Below are 19,284 nucleotides of genomic sequence, written 5' to 3' on the forward strand. Positions count from 1 at the left end.
TTTCTATGGCCTTTGTGCTCATTGGTTATTCTTGTTATGCCGTCATTCTTATTCGTTCGCGAGCCGACCCACCTATTGACCAAAACAATCCGGAGGATGTAATGACTTTTGTTTCCTATCTGAAAAGGGAGCAGTATGGTAGCCGCCCACTCTTGCACGGACAGTACTTTAATGCTCCAATAATCGACTACATTGAAGGAGACCCTATTTATTATAAGGCCGAAGACAAGTACAAAATAGCTGACTATAAAATTGGCTATGAGTATGACCCGGAATATACAACCCTGCTACCAAGAATGTATAGTAGCTCCCCGAGCCATGAGAGAAAGTACATGGAAGTAACTGGTCTAAGACCTGGAGAAAAACCCACTTTCTCTGATAACCTGCGCTTTATGTTCCTACACCAAATTGGGCACATGTACCTGCGGTACTTCATGTTCAACTTTGCCGGTAGAGAAAGTGACATTCAGAATGCCAGTTGGCTCAAGCCTTTTGAAACCGATAAGAATGTGCCGGAGACTATAGCAAATAACAAAGGACGTAACCAGTATTACATGATTCCTCTGGTGCTGGGGCTAATAGGCTTATTCTTCCAATTTAACCGAGATCCTAAAGGGTTTTCGGCTACATTTATGCTCTTTATCCTCACCGGGGTGGCGCTGGTTATTTATCTGAACTCTCCCCCTATAGAACCTCGCGAAAGAGACTACATCTATGCCGGTTCTTACTACGCATTTGCCATGTGGATTGGCCTATCGGTGCTGGCACTGGGTAGCGCAGTAGCGAAAAAAGGAAAAAGCCTTGTAGCAGGAACCATTGCTTTGTGCATGATTGCTCCTGTAATTTTAGCTAAAGAAAACTGGGACGACCATGATCGTTCGGGACGTTACTTCTCTGTAGATTCGGCAAGAAACTTTTTGGCCTCTTGTGCCCCCAATGCCATACTCTTTACAGGTGGTGACAATGACACCTTCCCACTATGGTATGTGCAGGAGGTTGAAGGCTTCCGTACAGACGTGCGCGTGGTCGTGTTGAGCTACTATGCCACCGACTGGTATATTGACCAAACGGCCACAAAAATGAACGACTCTGAGGCCTTTCCTTACTCACTCACAATAGACAACTATCGTCAGGGCACCAACGATGTGCTCTATGTACAGGAATTACCGCAGTTTCAGGGACAGGCCATTGACCTGAGGGAATATTTGGATGTGGTGCGCAGAGATGTGCCACAATTCAAACGCACCTTTGCTTCCGGTAGCGAAGTAATGCTTATTCCGGCCGAAACCTTAACCATGCCGGTAGACACAGCTGCTGTATTGGAAAAGGGTATAATACCGGATGAACTTAAGCCCTACCTGGTAGACCGAATGTTCTTTGACTTTAAACGCAACGATAACGGTGAATTACTGTCGAGAACGGTAGACAAAGGGCAAATGATGCTTCTCGATTTAATTGTACAGAACAACTGGGAACGCCCCATTTACTTTAACTACACTTCTGTAAATGCGCTGAGCTGGAATGCCGACCCTTACCTGGTGCAGGAAGGAATGGCCTACAGACTTTTGCCGGTTCGTAAACCATCGGGTATGAGGGAGCTGGTAAACACTGAGGTGATGTATGACAATGTAATGAACAAAATGCAGTTCAGAGGACTGGACAACCCAGATGCCAATCTGAACGAAGATTACAGAGGCTTTGTACAAAATCATCGCTCTATGATTACCAGCCTGGCCGATGCGCTGGTACTAAAAGGAGACACCGCCAGAGCAAAAGAGGTGCTTGATTTTGGAATGGAAAGAATGCCGGTAGAAGCCGTGCCATACGATGTTTCTTCAATAGGTTTTGTTCAAGGCTATTTCGATGTGGGCGAAAAGGAACTTGCCGCAAAAATGGCTATGGAACTGGCCGAGCAATTCAACTCAGAGCTCAGCTACCTTCAGAACAAGCAACGATGGGGCGACTACAACTTTAGCAACAAGCTTAGAGGACTGCGCTACTTACAATTGGTATTGCAAGAAGAAGGCAAAAATGATGAAGCCAAAAGAGTAGAAGAAATGCTGAACGAGCAAAACATAAGGCTCAACATAGACCGAAGCAATTTCTAACAACATGTAAAGGCCGCCTGAAAACAGGCGGCCTTTTTTCACACACACTTGCTCGGTTATTTGCCTCTGCGAGTCTCTTCATCTCAAGACAGTACAACCGTGCCGCAATCAGTCTTCTTTGCGTGCTTTGTAGTAAATTGCAGCGTAGCACTTCGTATGCACCCAGCCATTGTAATTGCTTTTTCTGAATAACTCACGAGCCGCCTCTATGGGCTTTTTAGTTCCCATTTGCCTCATTTCTGCCTCAATGAGTTTCCAGGTTTCTTCCATTTGCTCTTGCGCCTGCTCTTCGCCCAGAGTGCGAATGAGCTGCTCGTAGCAGTCTTGTTGCAAAAACTCTGTAATGGTAGACTCAAATGGTTTGTCATTGGAGCGGAGCCTCCTTTGAGGCCATGCCTTAAACGTGTTCATGTGTGTAGTATTAACAGTCTGATCATTAGCTTTTTTGAACGGCCTTTAACCCCGCCTCGAAAATTTGCCTTACATATTCCGATGAATTTTTGGGAGGCAAACCCTCATTGACCAATCGCTTATTTTCATCCTTTACAAACTCATCCAGCCTCTGTCTTTGGTCTTCAAATAGCCTAATAACCAAAGGTTTACTCAGGTTACCATTGTGTTCTCTAACGTGCTTATTCATAGGCTTTGCTTTCCTGGGTTAAATGACACAACACATATCAAAGACCCTTTGGAGCGAACATCACTTTTGTGCCGCCAGTTTTGTATCATTGTATGCGTGTATTCACATAACAAAAATATAGATAATTATCTATGTTTTCAAAACTATTGTAGATTTTTTTCTAAATAAATTTCAATGTCTCAAATCGTCAGTCGGCTGAGTGACTACATAAAACATAAAAAACTGTCGGTCAGACAGTTCGAAAAGAGTGCCGGAATGTCCAACGGATCACTCGGAAAGGCGATTAAGAACGGAACAGACATTCAGACGAAATATTTGGATAATATCATTAAAGAGTTTCCTGACCTTAACCCAACCTGGTTGCTCACGGGCGAAGGAGACATGTTGCTCCCACCAACAGCCAATGAGCCTGAGCCCCAGTATACCAAGGGAAGTTCTTCTACTGAAAACTTGGTACAAATTCTGGCCAGCCCAAGCCAAACTGGGCGCGAACAGATTTTAAAAGAAGAGGTATTAAGACTTAAGCAAACCCTGGAAGAAATTCGGGAATTGCATGACAAAGGCATTATGGATACCCTAAAGGATTTGCTTCGAAAATCAGATCATTGATTACGCACTACTTCTCCACCACAAGAAATAAATCGAGTGCCTCATCGGCCTCATCTATCAGTACATAATCCGTATGCTTTATTTCAGCAACAAGTCCTGTATTGGCCGTATTGAGCTTGTTTCGGTTCAGGCGATTGAGTATATCGTACGGTATTCTTAACAAAGGAGCGGGCAGCCTGTACTGTAGATTGAAAATATCGAACCGGGTTATTTTTTCCACGGCCCTCTTATTCTGCTCGTAGTAGGCCATAACCTTATGGTTGCCGCCAACCCCCTTCATGGTGACTTTCGGAAAAATGGTCTGTGCCAATTGGGTTAACTCCTGAGCCGTATATTCTCTCACATGCCAGGGGTTACGAGTGAGGGTTTTCTTAATATTTGGGGTTGTCAACACGGCTTTGCCCCCGGGCTTCAGCACCCTGTATATCTCTTCTAAAAAGGCTTTATCTTCTTTTACATGTTCAATTACCTGAAAACTCACTATGGTATCGAAACTATTCTCGGCCAGGCCTTTGAATGGTGGAAAAACGGCTTGCCTAAAATCTACTCCGGGATATTTCTGCTGCAGGCGTTCGATCACCTCACCAATCTTATCCAATGCCACATATCCATCAGCCAGTGGACTTAGCAATTCTACTCCACGTCCTTCGCCACACCCCAGTTCCAGCAACTGTCCTTTTATAGACGGCATGGCCAAATAATAGGCCTGAAGCAATCGTTGGTGAATGGGATTGTCTGAAGGAATTTTGTCAGAGGCAATTTCTGTAGTGTAAGTAGCCATGTGTAAAATTTGGCCAAAATTAGGGGAATATCCCGAATTCGTTCAAATTTGTTCCGGCTAAGCACATATCTGCTATTTTTGATGGAAAGCAACGGCATGAAAACGCTATGTTCGGCACTACTACTCCTATGGAGCAGCCTGGTCTGGGCTCAGGGAAGGATGAGCTCATCAGACCTCAGCTTTCTCTATGATGAGGAGCATGAGTTTCTCGTTCGACACAAAACAGTGTCTCAGGGCAACCAGTTTAAGGTATACTTCAACTTCATGCTCAACAGTGGCAACGTGCGCATCTCAGATTTTCAGCTTAGCTATGATGTTCGCGGCAGCTACATCGATGAAAAGTCGGTAACAGAAAACACCCGAATTGATACCAGCCAGGTGGTTGACATTGCCTTTAGACAGTATACTTACGAGCTAAACTTCGAACGAGAAGAAAACGACAAGCTTCTGGTGGTAGATGTGTACAACATCATTAAAGACACCCATTACTACATTGATATTCCCTTGATTGAGGAAGATACTCCCCCACCATCTTTTTTATTGATGGAGGTAGACAAAGACATTCCTTACTTTGCCCGTTACCTGAACCGGAACAGAGCGGTGCGGCTGGTAAACCCTTTTGGTACTCCTCTCAATTACGAAATCAGTGGCATTGAAAACAACAAAGCGGTGGCTATGCCTCCGTTTGACGAAACGGAACAACCCCAACCTTCAGAAGTACTGCTAGACACACTGTATGGTGTAAATGAAGGTGAGGTTTTTGAGTTTTACAACGAAGGTTTTTACACCATCAGAGCAGCACAAGCTCCCAACCAATCGCTCAAAATTCTTGTGGCCGATGAATTTTATCCCTATTTCAATGATTACTCAGAGCTTGTTCAACCCCTTATTTATGTGACAACCAACGATGAATACAAAGCCTTGAGAGGACCGGAAGAAACCCGGTTGGTATTCGAAGAGTTTGTAAACAATACCATTTCGGCTAACGAAAGAATAGCCAAAGACTTCATAAAGTTCTACTACAGAAGAGTTAGAAAGGCAGCCAGGCTCTTTACCGAGAATAAGGCCGGTTGGAAAACCGACCGCGGAATGGTCTACATAATTATGGGAGATCCCATACAGGTATTTCGTAATGAACGGACAGAACTTTGGGTTTTTCCGGATAGTGAAGGAGGCCGAATACGTTTTATATTCGATATAGTGCAGGAAGACGGAATTACAAAGCACAAGCTCATTAGGGGCAAAAGATATAAGGAAAACTGGCTATTGGCCGTATCTCAGTGGCGCAACGGAAGAATAATTGAATGAATCAGCAACATAAAACAGACTACATCTATGGCACAAGGGCTGTCATAGAGTCCATACAGGCAGGCAAAGAAATCGATAAGTTGCTCGTACAAAAAGATTTGCGAAACGAATTGATTTTGGAGCTGTTGCAGCTGGCAAAAGGCCACTCTATTCCCGTTCAGAAAGTGCCGGTAGAAAAACTGAACCGCATTACCAAAAAGAATCATCAGGGAGCAATAGCCTACTTATCATCGGTAGTCTATGCCTCGCTTGATCATGTGATTTCCGAAGCTTACACCAAAGCAGAAACCCCATTGCTGATTATTCTCGACAGGGTTACGGATGTGCGCAACATTGGAGCCATAGCCCGAACGGCCGAATGTGCCGGTGTTCACGCCATTGTGGTGCCCAGCCGTGGTACCGCCCAACTGGGTGCTGATGCCATGAAAACTTCGGCAGGAGCACTCAATCATATACCTATTTGCCGGGTAGAGAATCTAAAAACTACCATTCGGGAAATTCAGGATAATGGCATACAGGTGGTTGCATGCTCAGAAAAAGCAGATGCATTGGTGTATTCGGCAGACTTAAGTGTACCTCTGGCTATTCTCATGGGTTCGGAAGAGGATGGTATTTCGCAAGAATATTTGAAACTGGCCGATAGCCATGTAAAACTGCCTGTAGTAGGCCAAATTGAGTCTCTTAATGTTTCGGTGGCCACGGGAGTGATTGTTTACGAAGTACTGCGCCAGCGCTTAAGCTAGGCGGCAGGTGGGCCACTGTTGGTATACCCAAGACAAAACAAAGCCCTGGTTTGGCTGTAACCATTACCAGGGCTTTATTATTCAGAGCCTCAATTCAATGATCGACCTCAGGCAAAACCTGCTCCCCGCTCTTTGGCGTCACTTAAAAACTCTCTGAATTTCTTTTCAGCATCTTTTTTACAAATGAGCACCACGTTGTCTGAGTGGGTAACCAAATAGCCATCGAGCTCCTGAGCTACAATTAGCGTATCCTTTGGTCCTTTTATATAACAGTTGGTAGAGTCATACAACAAGGCGTTGGCATCTACCACATTACCATTTTTGTCTTTTTCTTTAATCTCGTGAAGTGAATCCCAGCTACCAAGGTCAGACCAATCGAACTTTCCCTTAACCATGTATACCTCATCGGCCTTCTCCATTATTCCATAATCAATGGAAATACTTTTGCACAGGGTGTAAGCCTTATCGATAAACTCCTGCTCTCCGGCAGTATAATACTTATCGGCTCCTTCTTCAAAAATGACAGCAATATCTTCCAGGTACCGATGAAAGGCGTTTGTAATAGCTTCTATAGACCAAACGAAAATGCCCGCATTCCACACAAAATCGCCACTTTCAATAAACTTTTGAGCCAACTCCAGCTCTGGTTTTTCTGTAAAGGTTTTTACCTTCTTAACCTTCTTTAGCGGGCTAGAGTGGTATTGTATATAGCCATACCCCGTTTCCGGTCGGCTAGGTACTATACCCAGTGTTATCAGTTTTTCAGAGCCTTTGGCCGCTTTGGTAGCAATAGTAATATTCTCTTCAAAAATCTTTTCCTTAAACACCACGTGGTCGGAAGGAGCCACAATCATAATCCCTTCAGGGTCTCTCTGCTTAATCTTAAAAGCCGGATAAGCCACCGCTGCAGCCGTGTTTCTCCCAATGGGCTCCAACAAAATCTGATCGTCAGACAAGTCGGGCAACTGCTCCTTCACCAGGTTGTAGTAGCTCTTGTTGGTAATTACATAAATGTTTTCACTGGGGCATATATTCAGAAACCTGTCGTATGTCATCTGAATTAACGACCGGCCTGTGCCCAGTACATCCAGAAATTGTTTGGGTTTATTTGCACGGCTATATGGCCAGAATCTACTGCCGATTCCGCCCGCCATGATAACTACATAGTTTTGTGCCATGATTATACTATTCCTTCATTCAGCAGGTCACTGATGTGCAAAAAGCCTACTACCCGCTTCTGATCTACTACTATTAATTGGTTAATATCATGCTCACGCATTTGATTGAGTGCCCGTAGGGCATACTCCCCTTTCGCAATGGTTTTAGGGTTGCGTGTCATTACTTCTGCAATAGTCAGTGCCGAAAAATCATCGTACTTCTCGAGCATCCGTCTCAGGTCGCCATCGGTAAAAATACCCACCAATTCGTTCTGTGCATTGACCACTGCAGCGGCTCCCAGCCTCTTTTTTGAAATTACTAAAATACTGGCTTTCACCAAGTCAGTTTCTTGAACAACGGGCAATTCGTTCTTTGGATATATATCATCTACCTTTAAGTAGAGTTGTTTACCCAGCGAGCCACCGGGATGATACCGCGCAAAATCTTCCGAAGTAAACCCTCTGGCCCACAACAAGGCCACAGCCAGAGCATCGCCCACAGCCATATGTACCGTTGTGCTGGTGGTTGGCGCAAGGTTGTTAGGATCGGCTTCTTCGGCCACTATGGCTTTCAATACATAGTCGGCATGTTTGGCCACATAACAATCTTCATTACTCACCAGCCCTATTATTTTGGCTCCAGTGCGTTTCAGGAGAGGAAGCAACACTTTTATTTCTTCCGTATTTCCGCTTTTGGAAATACACATCACCATATCTTCCTCCCTTATCATTCCCATGTCGCCATGAATGGCATCGGCCGCATGCATAAAAATGGCCGGAGTGCCCGTAGAGTTGAGTGTGGCCACAATCTTGTTGGCAATTATGGCGCTTTTTCCCACCCCGGTAATCACCAACCTACCTTTCATGGAAAGTATTTCGTGAACTACTTGCTCAAAATCTTGGTCTATATACTCAATAACCTTAATTATGGCGTCAGCTTCTTTGCGAAGCGTCTCTTTGGCTATTGTTTGAATATTTTTATTTAAATTCAATGGAAGCGCACATTAATTTTGTGCGACAAATATAAGTAATGGTCTCATTCCAAATGGGTTTAGCCTAATTAATATGGTAAGTGTTGATGTACTACGATCTAAGCTGAAGGAGGTATTCGGCTATGATCAATTCAGGGGGAATCAGGAAAAAATAATACTGAACTTATTAGCAGGTAGAAACACCTTTGTGATTATGCCTACAGGCGCAGGAAAGTCTATGTGCTACCAGATGCCTGCTATTGTGCAAGAGGGCACCGCTATAGTTATTTCCCCGCTTATCGCCTTAATGAAGAATCAGGTAGACCAGCTCAATGCGGTTGGCATCAAAGCCCGGTTCCTCAACTCAACACTCTCAAAATCTGAGATAAACAAAATAAAAAAGGCTACCCTTGCCGGTGAACTCAAGTTACTATACATAGCCCCCGAGTCGCTTACTAAAGAAGAAAATGTAGACTTCCTCCGCCAGGCCAAAATATCGTTTGCGGCTATCGATGAGGCCCACTGTATTTCTGAATGGGGCCACGACTTCCGGCCTGAATACAGGCGAATAAAGTCTATCATCGACCATCTGGGCCAAATCCCTATCATAGCCCTTACGGCCACAGCCACCCCTAAAGTACAGCTTGATATTCAACGCAACCTGCAAATGGAGGGAGCCGATTTGTTCAAGTCTTCTTTTAACCGGGAAAACCTTTACTATGAAGTTCGCCCCAAAAAAGGCATTAAAAAACAGCTTATTAAGTTCATCAGGGAGAATCAGGGCAAGTCGGGGATTATATATTGCCTGAGCCGCAAGAAGGTAGAAGAAATTGCCGAGTTCTTGCGGGTGAACGGATTTAAGGCGGCTCCATATCATGCCGGCTTCGACCCGGCCGTTCGAATGAAGAATCAGGACGATTTTCTCAACGAGGAAGTGGATGTGATTGTGGCCACCATTGCTTTCGGCATGGGAATAGACAAACCGGACGTACGGTTTGTAATTCACTACGATGTGCCCAAGTCATTAGAAGGATACTATCAGGAAACCGGTAGGGCAGGTAGAGACGGACTGGAAGGTCAGTGTATCATGTTCTACAGGTACAACGATATTCTCAAACTCGAAAAATTCAACAAAGACAAGCCTGTTACTGAAAAGGAAAACGCCAAAATATTGCTTGAGGAGATGGCTTCCTATGCGGAGTCGGCTGTATGTCGTAGAAAGCAACTCCTCCACTACTTTGGTGAGGAGTATGACGATACACACTGCAAAGAATCGGGAATGTGCGACAACTGTCGCTACCAGAGAGAAAAATATGATGGGCAACAATATGCCCAAACGGTTATTGAAGCCGTACTGCAAACGGAAGAACGTTTTGGCATGAGCCATCTGGTCAACGTGATCAGAGGCTCCAGTAACCAGTATGTAAAAAGCTACAAGCACGACAAATTGCCCGTTTATGGCAAAGGAAAAGGTGAAGACGAAAGCTTTTGGAAGTCGGTAGTAAGACAAACGCTACTCAATGAGCTTATTGAAAAAGACATAGAAAACATAGGTCTGCTCAAATGCACGCAAAAAGGCCGAAAGTTTGTTGAAAAGCCCGAATACATTGAGTTCACCAAAGACCTGGATTTTAGCGATGTAGACGAAACGGAGGATGAAAGCAATGAAACTCCTGCTTCGCCAAACCCGGGTAGTTCTTACGACAAGGTGCTTTTTGACCTTTTGAAAGCTGAAAGAAAGAAAATAGCCAAAGAGAAAAATCTTCCACCCTATGTGATTATTCAGGATCCCTCGCTGCAGGAGATGGCTACCACCTACCCCACCACTCCGGAAGCTCTGGCCAACGTAAATGGCATTGGCATGGGCAAAGTACAAAAGTTCGGAGCCTCATTCATGCGACTCATTAAACAGTATGTAGAAGATAATGAGATTGACATTGAAGATGTAGTAGTTATTAAATCTTCGGGCAATAAGTCCAAAAACAAAATTTACATTATTCAGCAGGTAGACCGAAAAATAGACCTGGAAGAAGTAGCCGAACAAAAAGGGTGGTCTATGGAAGAGTTGATAGACGAAATGGAAATTATCTGTTTTGCGGGCACCAAACTCAACCTGGACTATTACCTGGATCAAATTATGGACGAAGACCTGCAGGACGACATAATGAACTACTTTATGAATGCCGAGTCTGACGACATTAAAGAAGCCATGGACGAATTTGATGGGGAAGACATTACTGAAGAAGACCTACGATTGATGCGTATTAAATTCCTTTCAGAATACGCAAATTAATTACCTTTGAGGCTTTCAAAAAACCCTTATAATCTATGAAAGTCCTTGTTCTTGGTAGCGGTGGCAGAGAACACGCCCTCAGTTGGAAAATTGCTCAAAGCAAACAATGCGAAGCCCTGTTTATTGCTCCCGGCAATGCGGGCACAGCACAAGTAGGGTCTAACGTGGCCCTGACCGTGACGGATTTTGAAGGCATTGGCCACTTTGTAAAACAAGAACAAATTGATTTGGTAGTTGTAGGGCCAGAAGACCCTTTGGTAAAAGGTATTGCCGACTACTTTGCCAAAGATGATGAACTAAAGAAGGTCGGACTGGTAGGCCCTTCAGCTAACGGGGCTCAACTAGAGGGGAGCAAGGATTTTTCTAAGCGCTTTATGGAACGACACGGCATACCCACCGCCCGTTCCAAAACATTTACCCGCGAAAATCTTGAAGAGGGACTCAATTACGTTTCGAGCCACCCACTGCCGGTAGTGCTCAAAGCTGACGGACTAGCAGCCGGTAAGGGAGTAATTATTGCAGAAACCACCGAGCAGGCCCGCGAAACCCTACAAGAGATGCTGGTGGAAGCCAAGTTTGGCGATGCTTCCAGCAGGGTGGTTATTGAGCAATACCTTCAGGGTATTGAATTGTCGGTTTTTGTACTTACCGATGGGCATAGCTACAAAATTCTGCCCGAAGCCAAAGACTACAAACGCATAGGAGAAAACGATACGGGGCTGAACACTGGCGGTATGGGAGCTGTAACTCCAGTACCCTTTGCGGCAGGAGACTTTATGCAAAAAGTAGAAGAGCGCATTGTAAAGCCAACCGTAAAAGGCCTGAAGGAAGAAAACATCGACTACAAAGGCTTTATTTTCATTGGCCTTATGAATGTTGGCGGAGACCCTTATGTAATTGAGTATAACGTTCGAATGGGAGATCCTGAAACCCAGGTTGTCATACCTAAGATTAAATCGGACTTATTGGAACTACTGCAAGCTACTGCACAAGAACGGCTGGCCGAGGTGGATTATACGACACACAATGAAGCTTTTACTACAGTGGTAATGGTTTCCGGTGGCTACCCAGGCAGCTACCCCAAAGGGCACCCCATCAGCGGATTGAACGAGGTAAATGAGGCTTTGGTGTTTCATGCAGGAACCAAGCTGAACGACTCGCAAGACATCGTTACCAATGGTGGTCGGGTGCTGGCCATTACCGGAAAAGGCGAATCGGTAGAAAAAGCCCTCGAAAATGCTTATAATGGTGTCAGCAAAATTTCCTGGACAGATGAGTATCATCGTAGAGACATTGGCCAGGATATTCTAAGATTGCTTAAACAATAGACTTCTGGCCTTGGGCTTAGTAAATATATGAGTTGTAGTTGTGGAACAAGTGTAGCAGGCAAAACAGCAGGATGCAATAACAATGGTGGCTGTGCCACGGGTGGTTGCAATAAGCTGAACGTTTTTGATTGGCTCTCCAATATGGACGTGCCGGTTCAGGAGAAGTTCAACATAGTGGAGGTACGTTTTAAAAACGGCCGCAAAGAGTTCTTTAAGAATGAAAACCATCTGGATCTTGTTACCGGAGAGGCCGTAATTGTAGATGTTCCCGGAGGGCATCATCTGGGGCACGTATCTATGCAAGGCGAACTTGTAAGACTTCAAATGAAAAAGAAGAATGTTGAAGTCAACGATGAAATTCGCCAGATCTATCGCAAAGCCACACTCAAAGACCTCGAAAAATTTGAGCAGGTGAGAAAGCGCGAAATGCCTGCCCTCTATCGCACCCGAAACATTATTCTGGAACAAAAGCTGGAAATGAAACTCACCGATATTGAGTTTCAGGCCGACAACACCAAAGCTACTTTTTACTATTCTGCCGATGACCGGGTAGATTTTCGGGAGTTGATTAAAGTGCTGGCAGCCGAATTTAAAATTCGGGTAGAAATGCGACAAATAAGCCTGAGGCAGGAGGCTGGTCGCCTTGGTGGCATAGGATCTTGCGGACGCGAACTGTGCTGTTCTACCTGGCTCAGCGAGTTCAAAAGTGTATCTACAGCCGCAGCCCGCTACCAAAACCTTAGCCTCAATCCGAGTAAACTTTCCGGCCAGTGCGGCCGACTCAAGTGCTGCCTTAATTATGAGCTGGACACTTATATGGAAGCTCTGGAAGATATTCCTGAAGTGACCAAGCTTAAAACCAGTAAAGGGGAAGCGCGACTACAAAAAACTGATATTTTCAGAAAAATAATGTGGTTTAGCTATGGCGATGAAAACAGCTGGCATCCCATACCCACAGCGCGTGTAAAAGAAATTCTTGCCCTGAATCAGAAAGGTGAAATCCCCGAATCGCTAACTGAAGACAAAGCGGCTGTAAGCCCGGTAGAAGCTACCATTAATAGTGATCTGGAGCGCATGGACGAGCGGTTTAAGAAAAAAGATGCTCGAAAAAAAGCCAAGAAGCGCAGAGGCCCCAGAAATGACAAAGGCAAAACAGGTGCCCCAAAAGGCCCGAAAAAGCCTGAGGCAAAAGCGGCCCCACAAAGCGGCACAGTGGCAGCCAAAGGCAAACCAAAGCCCCCTCGTAAAAAGAACCGAAACTTTAAGAAGCGGAATCGCCCGGACAATGACCAGAAAAGCTAAGTTAGCCATTGCAACCCTTCTCCTCTTCGTGTGGGCATGCGATGCCCAAAGGGTATTTGAAGACGACCAAAGCTTTGAACAAAAAAGCTGGCACATGAACGAAATGCCGGAGTTCAGCTTTGAAATAGATGATACAGCTCCCAAAAACATTTATTTCAAGCTCAGAAATGACCTTGAATATCCGTTTCAAAACCTTTATGTGACTTACTACCTGCTCGATGAACAAAATGAGCAGGTTACCTCCGACCTCATTAATATTTCCCTGTTCGATGAGGTAAGTGGCAAACCTCTTGGTAAAGGCAGCAGTATTTACCAGTCTTCTGAGCGCATTTTGGAAGGATACTCCTTTCCACAACCTGGTAAATACACTTTTAGGGTAGCTCAATATATGAGAAGTGAATTCCTAGCAGGAGTGCATTCGGTGGGGGTGAGAGTAGAAGAAGCCAATTAGATCTTAATCCTTGCTAAATCAAGAATAGAGGTCTACAGCCCCCTAAACCTTATACCGTGCAGCAAGATGTGTGCTTACCTCACACTATCTACCAACTCAATAAATCGGCTGATTTTATCTTTTACATTGGTGCCATTTTGCCAATAGTCGCGAGAGTGCATTAGGCGATAGGGCCAGGCTTTAGCACTAAGCAGTGCCGGTCTGTAAACAAAACTTTCTTTCACTGAGGTACTCACGTAGAATGAATTATCGTCCGTAAAGATCAGGCCCAGATACTTATTCCTACGCATCAAGGCAATATCTGCATAAACAGAATCGGACTTCATTTTTACGGGCAACTCCCCTTCCAGTGCTATAAGCTTATTCTTTAAATACCACTCTTGTTCAAACCCCTTATCTATAGTAAGTGTAATATCCATTTCTTTGTCAGAGACCTGCTTGGCATATTTTAAATAGGCCTTTAACATTTTGGGGCCTTCATTCCTGGTATCTTCTACCTTGAGCTGCGAAGGCAAAATAGAAGTAACGATCACCACCTTTTGTCTGGCCCGGGTAATGGCCACGTTCAATCTGTTTTCTCCTCCCACCTGATTGAGGCTACCAAACTGTACATTCATCTTGCCATTCGCGTCTGGTGCGTAACCCGTACTGAAAATGATCACATCGCGTTCATCGCCCTGAACATTCTCTATATTTTTCACAAACAGGGATCCTTTATCCATTAACCCTTCTTCTTCCAGTAAGTCTATTATCAGTCCTTGCTGAACCGCATTGAATGTAACCACCCCCAAACTGTACTCTGTCTTCTTTCTCAGAAAAGACTTTACCACTTCTACCACTTCGCGGGCTTCCTCAAGATTACTTTGTTTTTCCCACCGGCCTTTCACCTTGATATATTCTATGGCAGGTTCAGTTCCATTGGCCACATCAAAATGAGGAAGCATAGTGAGTTTATTTTGGTAGAAATGCTCATTAGAGAATTGAATTAGCTCTTGAGACTGGCTTCTGTAATGACCTCTCAGATGCACCTGCATAAGGAAATTACGGCTAAGCTCTAAAAGCGATTCTACCTCCAGAGCCACCTCTTCCGAATCGTCTTCCCAGCGCACTCTGTACAAATCGTTGGGTTTCAATTGCTGATCGTCACCAGCCACCACCACTTGCTTACCTCTGTAAATGGCCGGCAAACCTTTCTCCGCAAAGCATTGGCTGGCCTCATCAAAAATCACCAGATCGAACACTGACTCCATGGGAAAAATAGCCGAAACAGATTCCGGAGAAGCAAGCCAGCAGGGCACCAGGTTGAACAACTCTTGATAAAAGTGATTAATAACTCTGCGAACAGGCCATATCTTTCGCTTTTTGGTCACCTGATGGAGCAACTCGCGATAAGTGACCATGTTATTCAAGCGATTGAATTCAATACCCTCATAAGTTCTTTCACGCGCCTTTTGTAGTAATATCTGATTGCTGGCTTCAGCCTTTTGTTCCACAGCCTCCCGGAGTTCAGAAATAAGTCGGTCGAACTTTAAAGTGGATACAGCTCTTAGAATGGGGTTTTTACTCTCAATATGGTCTATCCATGCCAGTCGCAAGCTGTTATCAAACACTTGCAGTACTTCTTTTTTGTGGGCAAGGTGCAAATCAGCCAACCGATCTACAATGGCCAACTCTTTATCTGAGAAGGACTCCCTCAGTTTATCTAACTCACAGAGAGTCTCAAAATCTCGTTTCACACTTTTTCGCAAAGCCTTCAAAAAATCCTCATCAACGAGAAGTCTGTCGATTTGAGGCGGCTCAATGTACTTGTTCCACCGGCTGCGCCTAGCAGGCAGTGGCTCAAGAGCCTTTCTTAGCTCTTTAATTTTAGACCGGAACTCTTTAGCAGAAAGCTTATTGAGCTTAAAATACTCGTTGAAATTGGCAAATGAATTGAATCGCAGTTTACCGTTTACGGCCATCTCCAAATGGTCGATCCATTGATTTATTTCTTCCTGAGACAAGGTCTTGGGTACAGAATTTATCCAGCCCACGCTGCGAAGCTTGGTAAGCTGATGTTGCAGATTGAGGCGATTATCGATTCGCTCTGTGAGTATTCTAAGGGCGGCCTTATCATCTCGCAAACCATTGGCTACCAGTATTCTGGCCAATCGCAGTTTTTCTTTTGAGAAACGCCATTTAAACGATTTCCAAGCCGAATTTTTGGCATCGGATCTCTGCTTAAGTATTTGCTGTACCTCTCCTATTTCATTGGCCGGAATGGTTTGCTCTACGCCATTTCCCTCAAAACATTTATTCAGAAGGTTACGGGTATTTTTTAACCACAGCAATTCTGTCTGAGCGTTTGGGAAAGCCGTCATTGGCCTGAAAAGCCTGTAAATTTCCTCGTTTTTTAAGTAGGCGTTTATCTCTCTAAGGCGCTCAAGGTTTTCACTAATGGTTCGGCAGGCATCGTAGTCTACTTCTTCTCCTATAATTTCAGAGACCTGCCTGGCAATAGCTCGCGCCTCTTTAGGGATTTCATCCAAGCAGCTCAAAATTTCCTGCAAATCGCTCGCCCTGAAACCGGCAAAACTTACCCGATCGGACCAGGGGTGCTCATCACTGTCCAATTCATTGGCATAGTCAAAATAAAGCTCCAGTTTCTTTAAAAACTTATCGAGCTTCTTAAAGTGAAAATCGGAATACTCCTGTACCATGGATATGTGAGCAGCTTCCGGACTCGAAGTGAGGTATAGTTCCTTTACCGAGAGTCCACATTCCGAATTATCGAACAAAGCCGCCTTGTATTCCTCCAGTTGCTCTACATTCTCCTCAATGGTAAGGCTGGCCTGCCTAAACTGCCGGTCGAGTTGAAGGGCATCCAGATTGTTGTTACTCCTTTTGTATTCTTGAAGCCGATCGATTTGGCGAGCAATTTTATCGTAAATCTCTTTTCTGTCGGCTTTAAAATCATGAACAAGGGCTGCAAATTCATGAATTTCGTGTTCTTTAAGCCGGTGATATACTACATCCAGAGCGGCTCTCTTTTGGCTGACTACAAGCACTTTTTTGCCCCGGGCTATAAAATCAGACACCAGGTTACAAATGAGTTGTGACTTGCCAGTGCCGGGAGGGCCCTGAACCACTATGGAGCCACCTTTCTTAACAGCCTTTAGGGCATTTTCCTGATGAGCATCGAGCGGAAAGGGAGTGTAAGTCTCGTCTTCTTTTACTGAACTTAGAAAGAAAGTTTCGGGGTCAAAATTGGCAGAATCGGGTGTCTCTGCTCTGAGAACACGATCTTCGAAGAATTGCTCTAACGACTCATAAGGATTGGTTTCCAAAAGAAAATCATAATCGGGAACCAAGTACGAATCGGCCTGAGGAAATAGTCCAAGAACAGCCTGCATTTTTAGACTTAACTCACCTACATCGTAAGTTTGCTCTAATTGATCTTTGACTTTATTGGGGAATGGTTCTAACTGCTCTGCATAAAACTCCCGGCTAAAAGGAATATCTATACTGCTGGCTGAAATCTGCTCGTATAGCTGGTTTTTGAAGGTGGTGGCATGACGGTCGTAATCATCGAAACTATGTTCCACCAATTCTTCTTTAACCTCAATTTGATTGTAATGGCTAAAAGCCAACAGTAAGCTTTTGTTGAAACTGATGTTTACATCTTTCTTTAGGCTCAATGCCCAATGGTCCTTTTCAAGTTGAAGCTCTACCGGAAAGAAGCAAAGCGGAGCACGAAGGATGGTACCATCATTGAACTTGCCTTCCACAAAAGGCCAGCCTACATACATGTCTCTGGCACCGGATTCCTCAAACAAAAACTTTTCCCTGCGATTAAGCTTCTTAAGTCGAGCTGCGATTTTATTGGAAAGCTCATCCCTGGCGTCCGACTGAGGCACCAGTTTTACCTGACTTTTTCTGGTAATTAAGTGCTCCATAATTTGCCAGGAAGGCGCTCCATTCACATGATCCAGATCATGCAGGTCGATAAACTGCTCTACATTCAGCTTTAGCAAAAGCAACGACCTGTTGTTACCTGAAAGGTTAGTGAGCCGTTTGAGGTATGATTGGAGGATGTCCTTCATTGGTGCTGTTAATGGAGTTACAGACTTATCCGAAAATAGAGAAAAGTGATTAGTTATCAGTATAACAGTGATCAGTTAATCGGAAAATAGAAAGAGGTTGATCTATCCTACTTTTTTACTATTTAAATAATAGGAATAATATCCCCCTATAATCTGAGCTGTCTTACGAACATCTGGCCCAACTCCAGTTAAAAGCACCTGCCTCTTTTCTCCATACTTATCAATGGCTGTTAACCTATAGTCTTTGCCATAATTAGTAGGCACCTCTTCGATATACATATTGACAACATATTTGAAAGATATATAAGTATTCTTCGATTCAATACCCATATGATTGATAATGACCTTAGGCCTTTTGTCCAGTAAGGGAAGTGCAATGAGTCCGCAAATACCCAGCATAATTAGCCCTAGCCAGACCAAATCAATTAAAACCACATTATGCCCCAGAATAAATTTCGCCAAAAAGAAAACCACGGCAAATAAATAAATTGCACCTATGACCTTTACTCCATTAAGTATGTACTTCTTTGAATTATATAGTCTTATCTCTTCAGGTTTAGAATCTACTGAAAGATCAACTGGGATTTCTAGATACTTGACCCCATTTATCTTATCCCAAAAGTTTCTATTCCTTCCCTCTAGCACTGATTTCTAATTGACCGTTCACTGATTCTCTGTTCAACTGTTTACTCTCGCCCAAAGGGCGAGTCCGGTTCCTTCGCAAAGACATTGAAAACGATCTTATCCATTCTGCCGGGCATCCATTTATTAAGGAAAACAGCCAGTTTACCTTGAGTGGTGAAGACAATGTCTCTCTTGCGCTTTTTGATGGCTTTGATAATACCATCAGCCACTTCTTCTGCTGTCATCATTTTGCCTTCATCGCGAGGAGACTCTCCTTGAGAAGTGCCGTCTGCCGTGAGCGCAGCATTACGGATATTGGTTCCGGTAAAGCCCGGGCAGGCCACCAAAACATGAACGCCTCTATGCATCACTTCTGTACGCAACGATTCAAAGAAGCCGTTCATCGCATATTTAGAAGCCGTATAAGCCGTTCTGGCCGGAGTACCACGGTAGCCATTGATGGACGAAATACCCACTATCGAACCTTTAGATTTAAGAATATGAGGCAGTGCATACTTGGTGGCATAAAGCGTTCCATAGAAGTTAATGTCCATCACCTTTTTGAAGACATCGAGCTCAATTTCCTCTAACAAAGCACGCATGCTAATGCCGGCATTGTTGATGAGGATATCCAGACTTCCGAATATCTTCACGGTCTCATCAATAAGGAATTTATTGTCCTCCTCGCTGGCCACATCCAGCTTCAGGCAAAGGTTAGGCGCCTTGAGCTGATCTAGCTCTTCGGCCACCTCATTGAGCCTGACTTCATTGCGCCCGGTGATGACCACCTTGCTGCCCATTTTGGCGAATGCCATAGCCAGGGCCTTTCCAATTCCCGATGATCCCCCTGTGATAATGACTACTTTGTCTTTCATGGTTTGTAGTTG

General features: G+C 44.4%; 16 protein-coding genes. 8 read left to right on the forward strand and 8 right to left on the reverse strand.

Annotated features, from left to right (window positions below):
• Window positions 1-2,108, forward strand: a 2,108-nt coding sequence (locus B3763_RS02865; RefSeq protein WP_286743479.1) for a DUF2723 domain-containing protein, incomplete at its 5' end; no start/stop codon positions are given.
• Between the two features lie 108 nt (window positions 2,109-2,216).
• On the opposite strand, the gene B3763_RS02870 is transcribed toward B3763_RS02865, so the two are convergent.
• Entirely contained in the window at window positions 2,217-2,519 is a 303-nt protein-coding gene (locus B3763_RS02870) for a hypothetical protein (protein ID WP_189628339.1), read from the reverse strand.
• A 25-nt stretch (window positions 2,520-2,544) separates the two neighbouring features.
• Window positions 2,545-2,748: a hypothetical protein gene (locus tag B3763_RS02875; protein ID WP_286743482.1), complete on the reverse strand. Its 204-nt coding sequence runs from the start codon at window positions 2,746-2,748 to the stop codon at window positions 2,545-2,547.
• Between the two features lie 174 nt (window positions 2,749-2,922).
• On the opposite strand from B3763_RS02875, the gene B3763_RS02880 reads away from it, so the two are divergent.
• Window positions 2,923-3,357 carry a hypothetical protein gene (locus B3763_RS02880; RefSeq protein ID WP_189628341.1) on the forward strand — a complete coding sequence of 145 codons (435 nt, stop codon included), beginning with the start codon at window positions 2,923-2,925 and terminating at the stop codon, window positions 3,355-3,357.
• A gap of 7 nt (window positions 3,358-3,364) precedes the next feature.
• Here the strand turns inward: B3763_RS02880 and B3763_RS02885 are convergent, their stop codons facing one another.
• Window positions 3,365-4,138: a class I SAM-dependent methyltransferase gene (locus B3763_RS02885; RefSeq protein WP_286743485.1), complete on the reverse strand. Its 774-nt coding sequence runs from the start codon at window positions 4,136-4,138 to the stop codon at window positions 3,365-3,367.
• 96 nt (window positions 4,139-4,234) lie between these two features.
• On the opposite strand from B3763_RS02885, the gene B3763_RS02890 reads away from it, so the two are divergent.
• Both B3763_RS02890 and rlmB read left to right on the forward strand, forming a co-directional pair.
• Window positions 4,235-5,446, forward strand: a complete 1,212-nt coding sequence (locus B3763_RS02890; RefSeq protein WP_286743487.1) for a GWxTD domain-containing protein — start codon at window positions 4,235-4,237, stop codon at window positions 5,444-5,446.
• The gene (gene rlmB / locus B3763_RS02895) at window positions 5,443-6,189 is read left to right on the forward strand and encodes a 23S rRNA (guanosine(2251)-2'-O)-methyltransferase RlmB (RefSeq protein WP_286743489.1); all 747 of its coding nucleotides are present in this window, start codon (window positions 5,443-5,445) and stop codon (window positions 6,187-6,189) included. The genes B3763_RS02890 and rlmB overlap by 4 nt, the downstream gene beginning before the upstream one ends.
• 107 nt (window positions 6,190-6,296) lie before the next feature.
• Here the strand turns inward: rlmB and B3763_RS02900 are convergent, their stop codons facing one another.
• Entirely contained in the window at window positions 6,297-7,367 is a 1,071-nt protein-coding gene (locus tag B3763_RS02900) for a mannose-1-phosphate guanylyltransferase (protein WP_286743491.1), read from the reverse strand.
• A 2-nt stretch (window positions 7,368-7,369) separates the two neighbouring features.
• On the reverse strand, window positions 7,370-8,338 hold the full coding sequence (locus tag B3763_RS02905; RefSeq protein ID WP_189628346.1) for a KpsF/GutQ family sugar-phosphate isomerase: 969 nt from the start codon (window positions 8,336-8,338) through the stop codon (window positions 7,370-7,372).
• Window positions 8,339-8,411: 73 nt separating this feature from the next.
• On the opposite strand from B3763_RS02905, the gene recQ reads away from it, so the two are divergent.
• The 4 genes from recQ to B3763_RS02925 are packed head-to-tail and all read left to right on the forward strand — an operon-like array spanning window position 8,412 to window position 13,691.
• The gene (gene recQ / locus B3763_RS02910; RefSeq protein ID WP_189628347.1) at window positions 8,412-10,610 is read left to right on the forward strand and encodes a DNA helicase RecQ; all 2,199 of its coding nucleotides are present in this window, start codon (window positions 8,412-8,414) and stop codon (window positions 10,608-10,610) included.
• 35 nt (window positions 10,611-10,645) lie between these two features.
• The gene (purD, locus tag B3763_RS02915; protein ID WP_286743493.1) at window positions 10,646-11,938 is read left to right on the forward strand and encodes a phosphoribosylamine--glycine ligase; all 1,293 of its coding nucleotides are present in this window, start codon (window positions 10,646-10,648) and stop codon (window positions 11,936-11,938) included.
• Window positions 11,939-11,965: 27 nt separating this feature from the next.
• Complete coding sequence (locus B3763_RS02920) at window positions 11,966-13,240, forward strand: PSP1 domain-containing protein (RefSeq protein WP_286743494.1); 1,275 nt, start codon at window positions 11,966-11,968, stop codon at window positions 13,238-13,240.
• Window positions 13,224-13,691: a gliding motility lipoprotein GldH gene (locus B3763_RS02925; protein WP_286743496.1), complete on the forward strand. Its 468-nt coding sequence runs from the start codon at window positions 13,224-13,226 to the stop codon at window positions 13,689-13,691. Before B3763_RS02920 ends, B3763_RS02925 begins: the two co-directional genes overlap by 17 nt.
• Before the next feature lie 74 nt (window positions 13,692-13,765).
• On the opposite strand, the gene B3763_RS02930 is transcribed toward B3763_RS02925, so the two are convergent.
• From B3763_RS02930 to B3763_RS02940, 3 genes are all read right to left on the reverse strand, one after another.
• Window positions 13,766-17,773 (reverse strand): AAA domain-containing protein, encoded by a 4,008-nt coding sequence (locus B3763_RS02930; protein WP_286743497.1) that lies wholly within the window; start codon window positions 17,771-17,773, stop codon window positions 13,766-13,768.
• Between the two features lie 102 nt (window positions 17,774-17,875).
• On the reverse strand, window positions 17,876-18,418 hold the full coding sequence (locus B3763_RS02935) for a hypothetical protein (protein ID WP_286743499.1): 543 nt from the start codon (window positions 18,416-18,418) through the stop codon (window positions 17,876-17,878).
• Window positions 18,419-18,459: 41 nt separating this feature from the next.
• Window positions 18,460-19,272, reverse strand: a complete 813-nt coding sequence (locus tag B3763_RS02940) for an SDR family oxidoreductase (RefSeq protein ID WP_286743501.1) — start codon at window positions 19,270-19,272, stop codon at window positions 18,460-18,462.
• Between the last annotated feature and the right edge of the window lie 12 nt (window positions 19,273-19,284).

The organism is Roseivirga sp. UBA1976 (assembly GCF_002336325.1).
GTDB classification, from domain to species: Bacteria; Bacteroidota; Bacteroidia; order Cytophagales; family Cyclobacteriaceae; genus Roseivirga; species Roseivirga thermotolerans.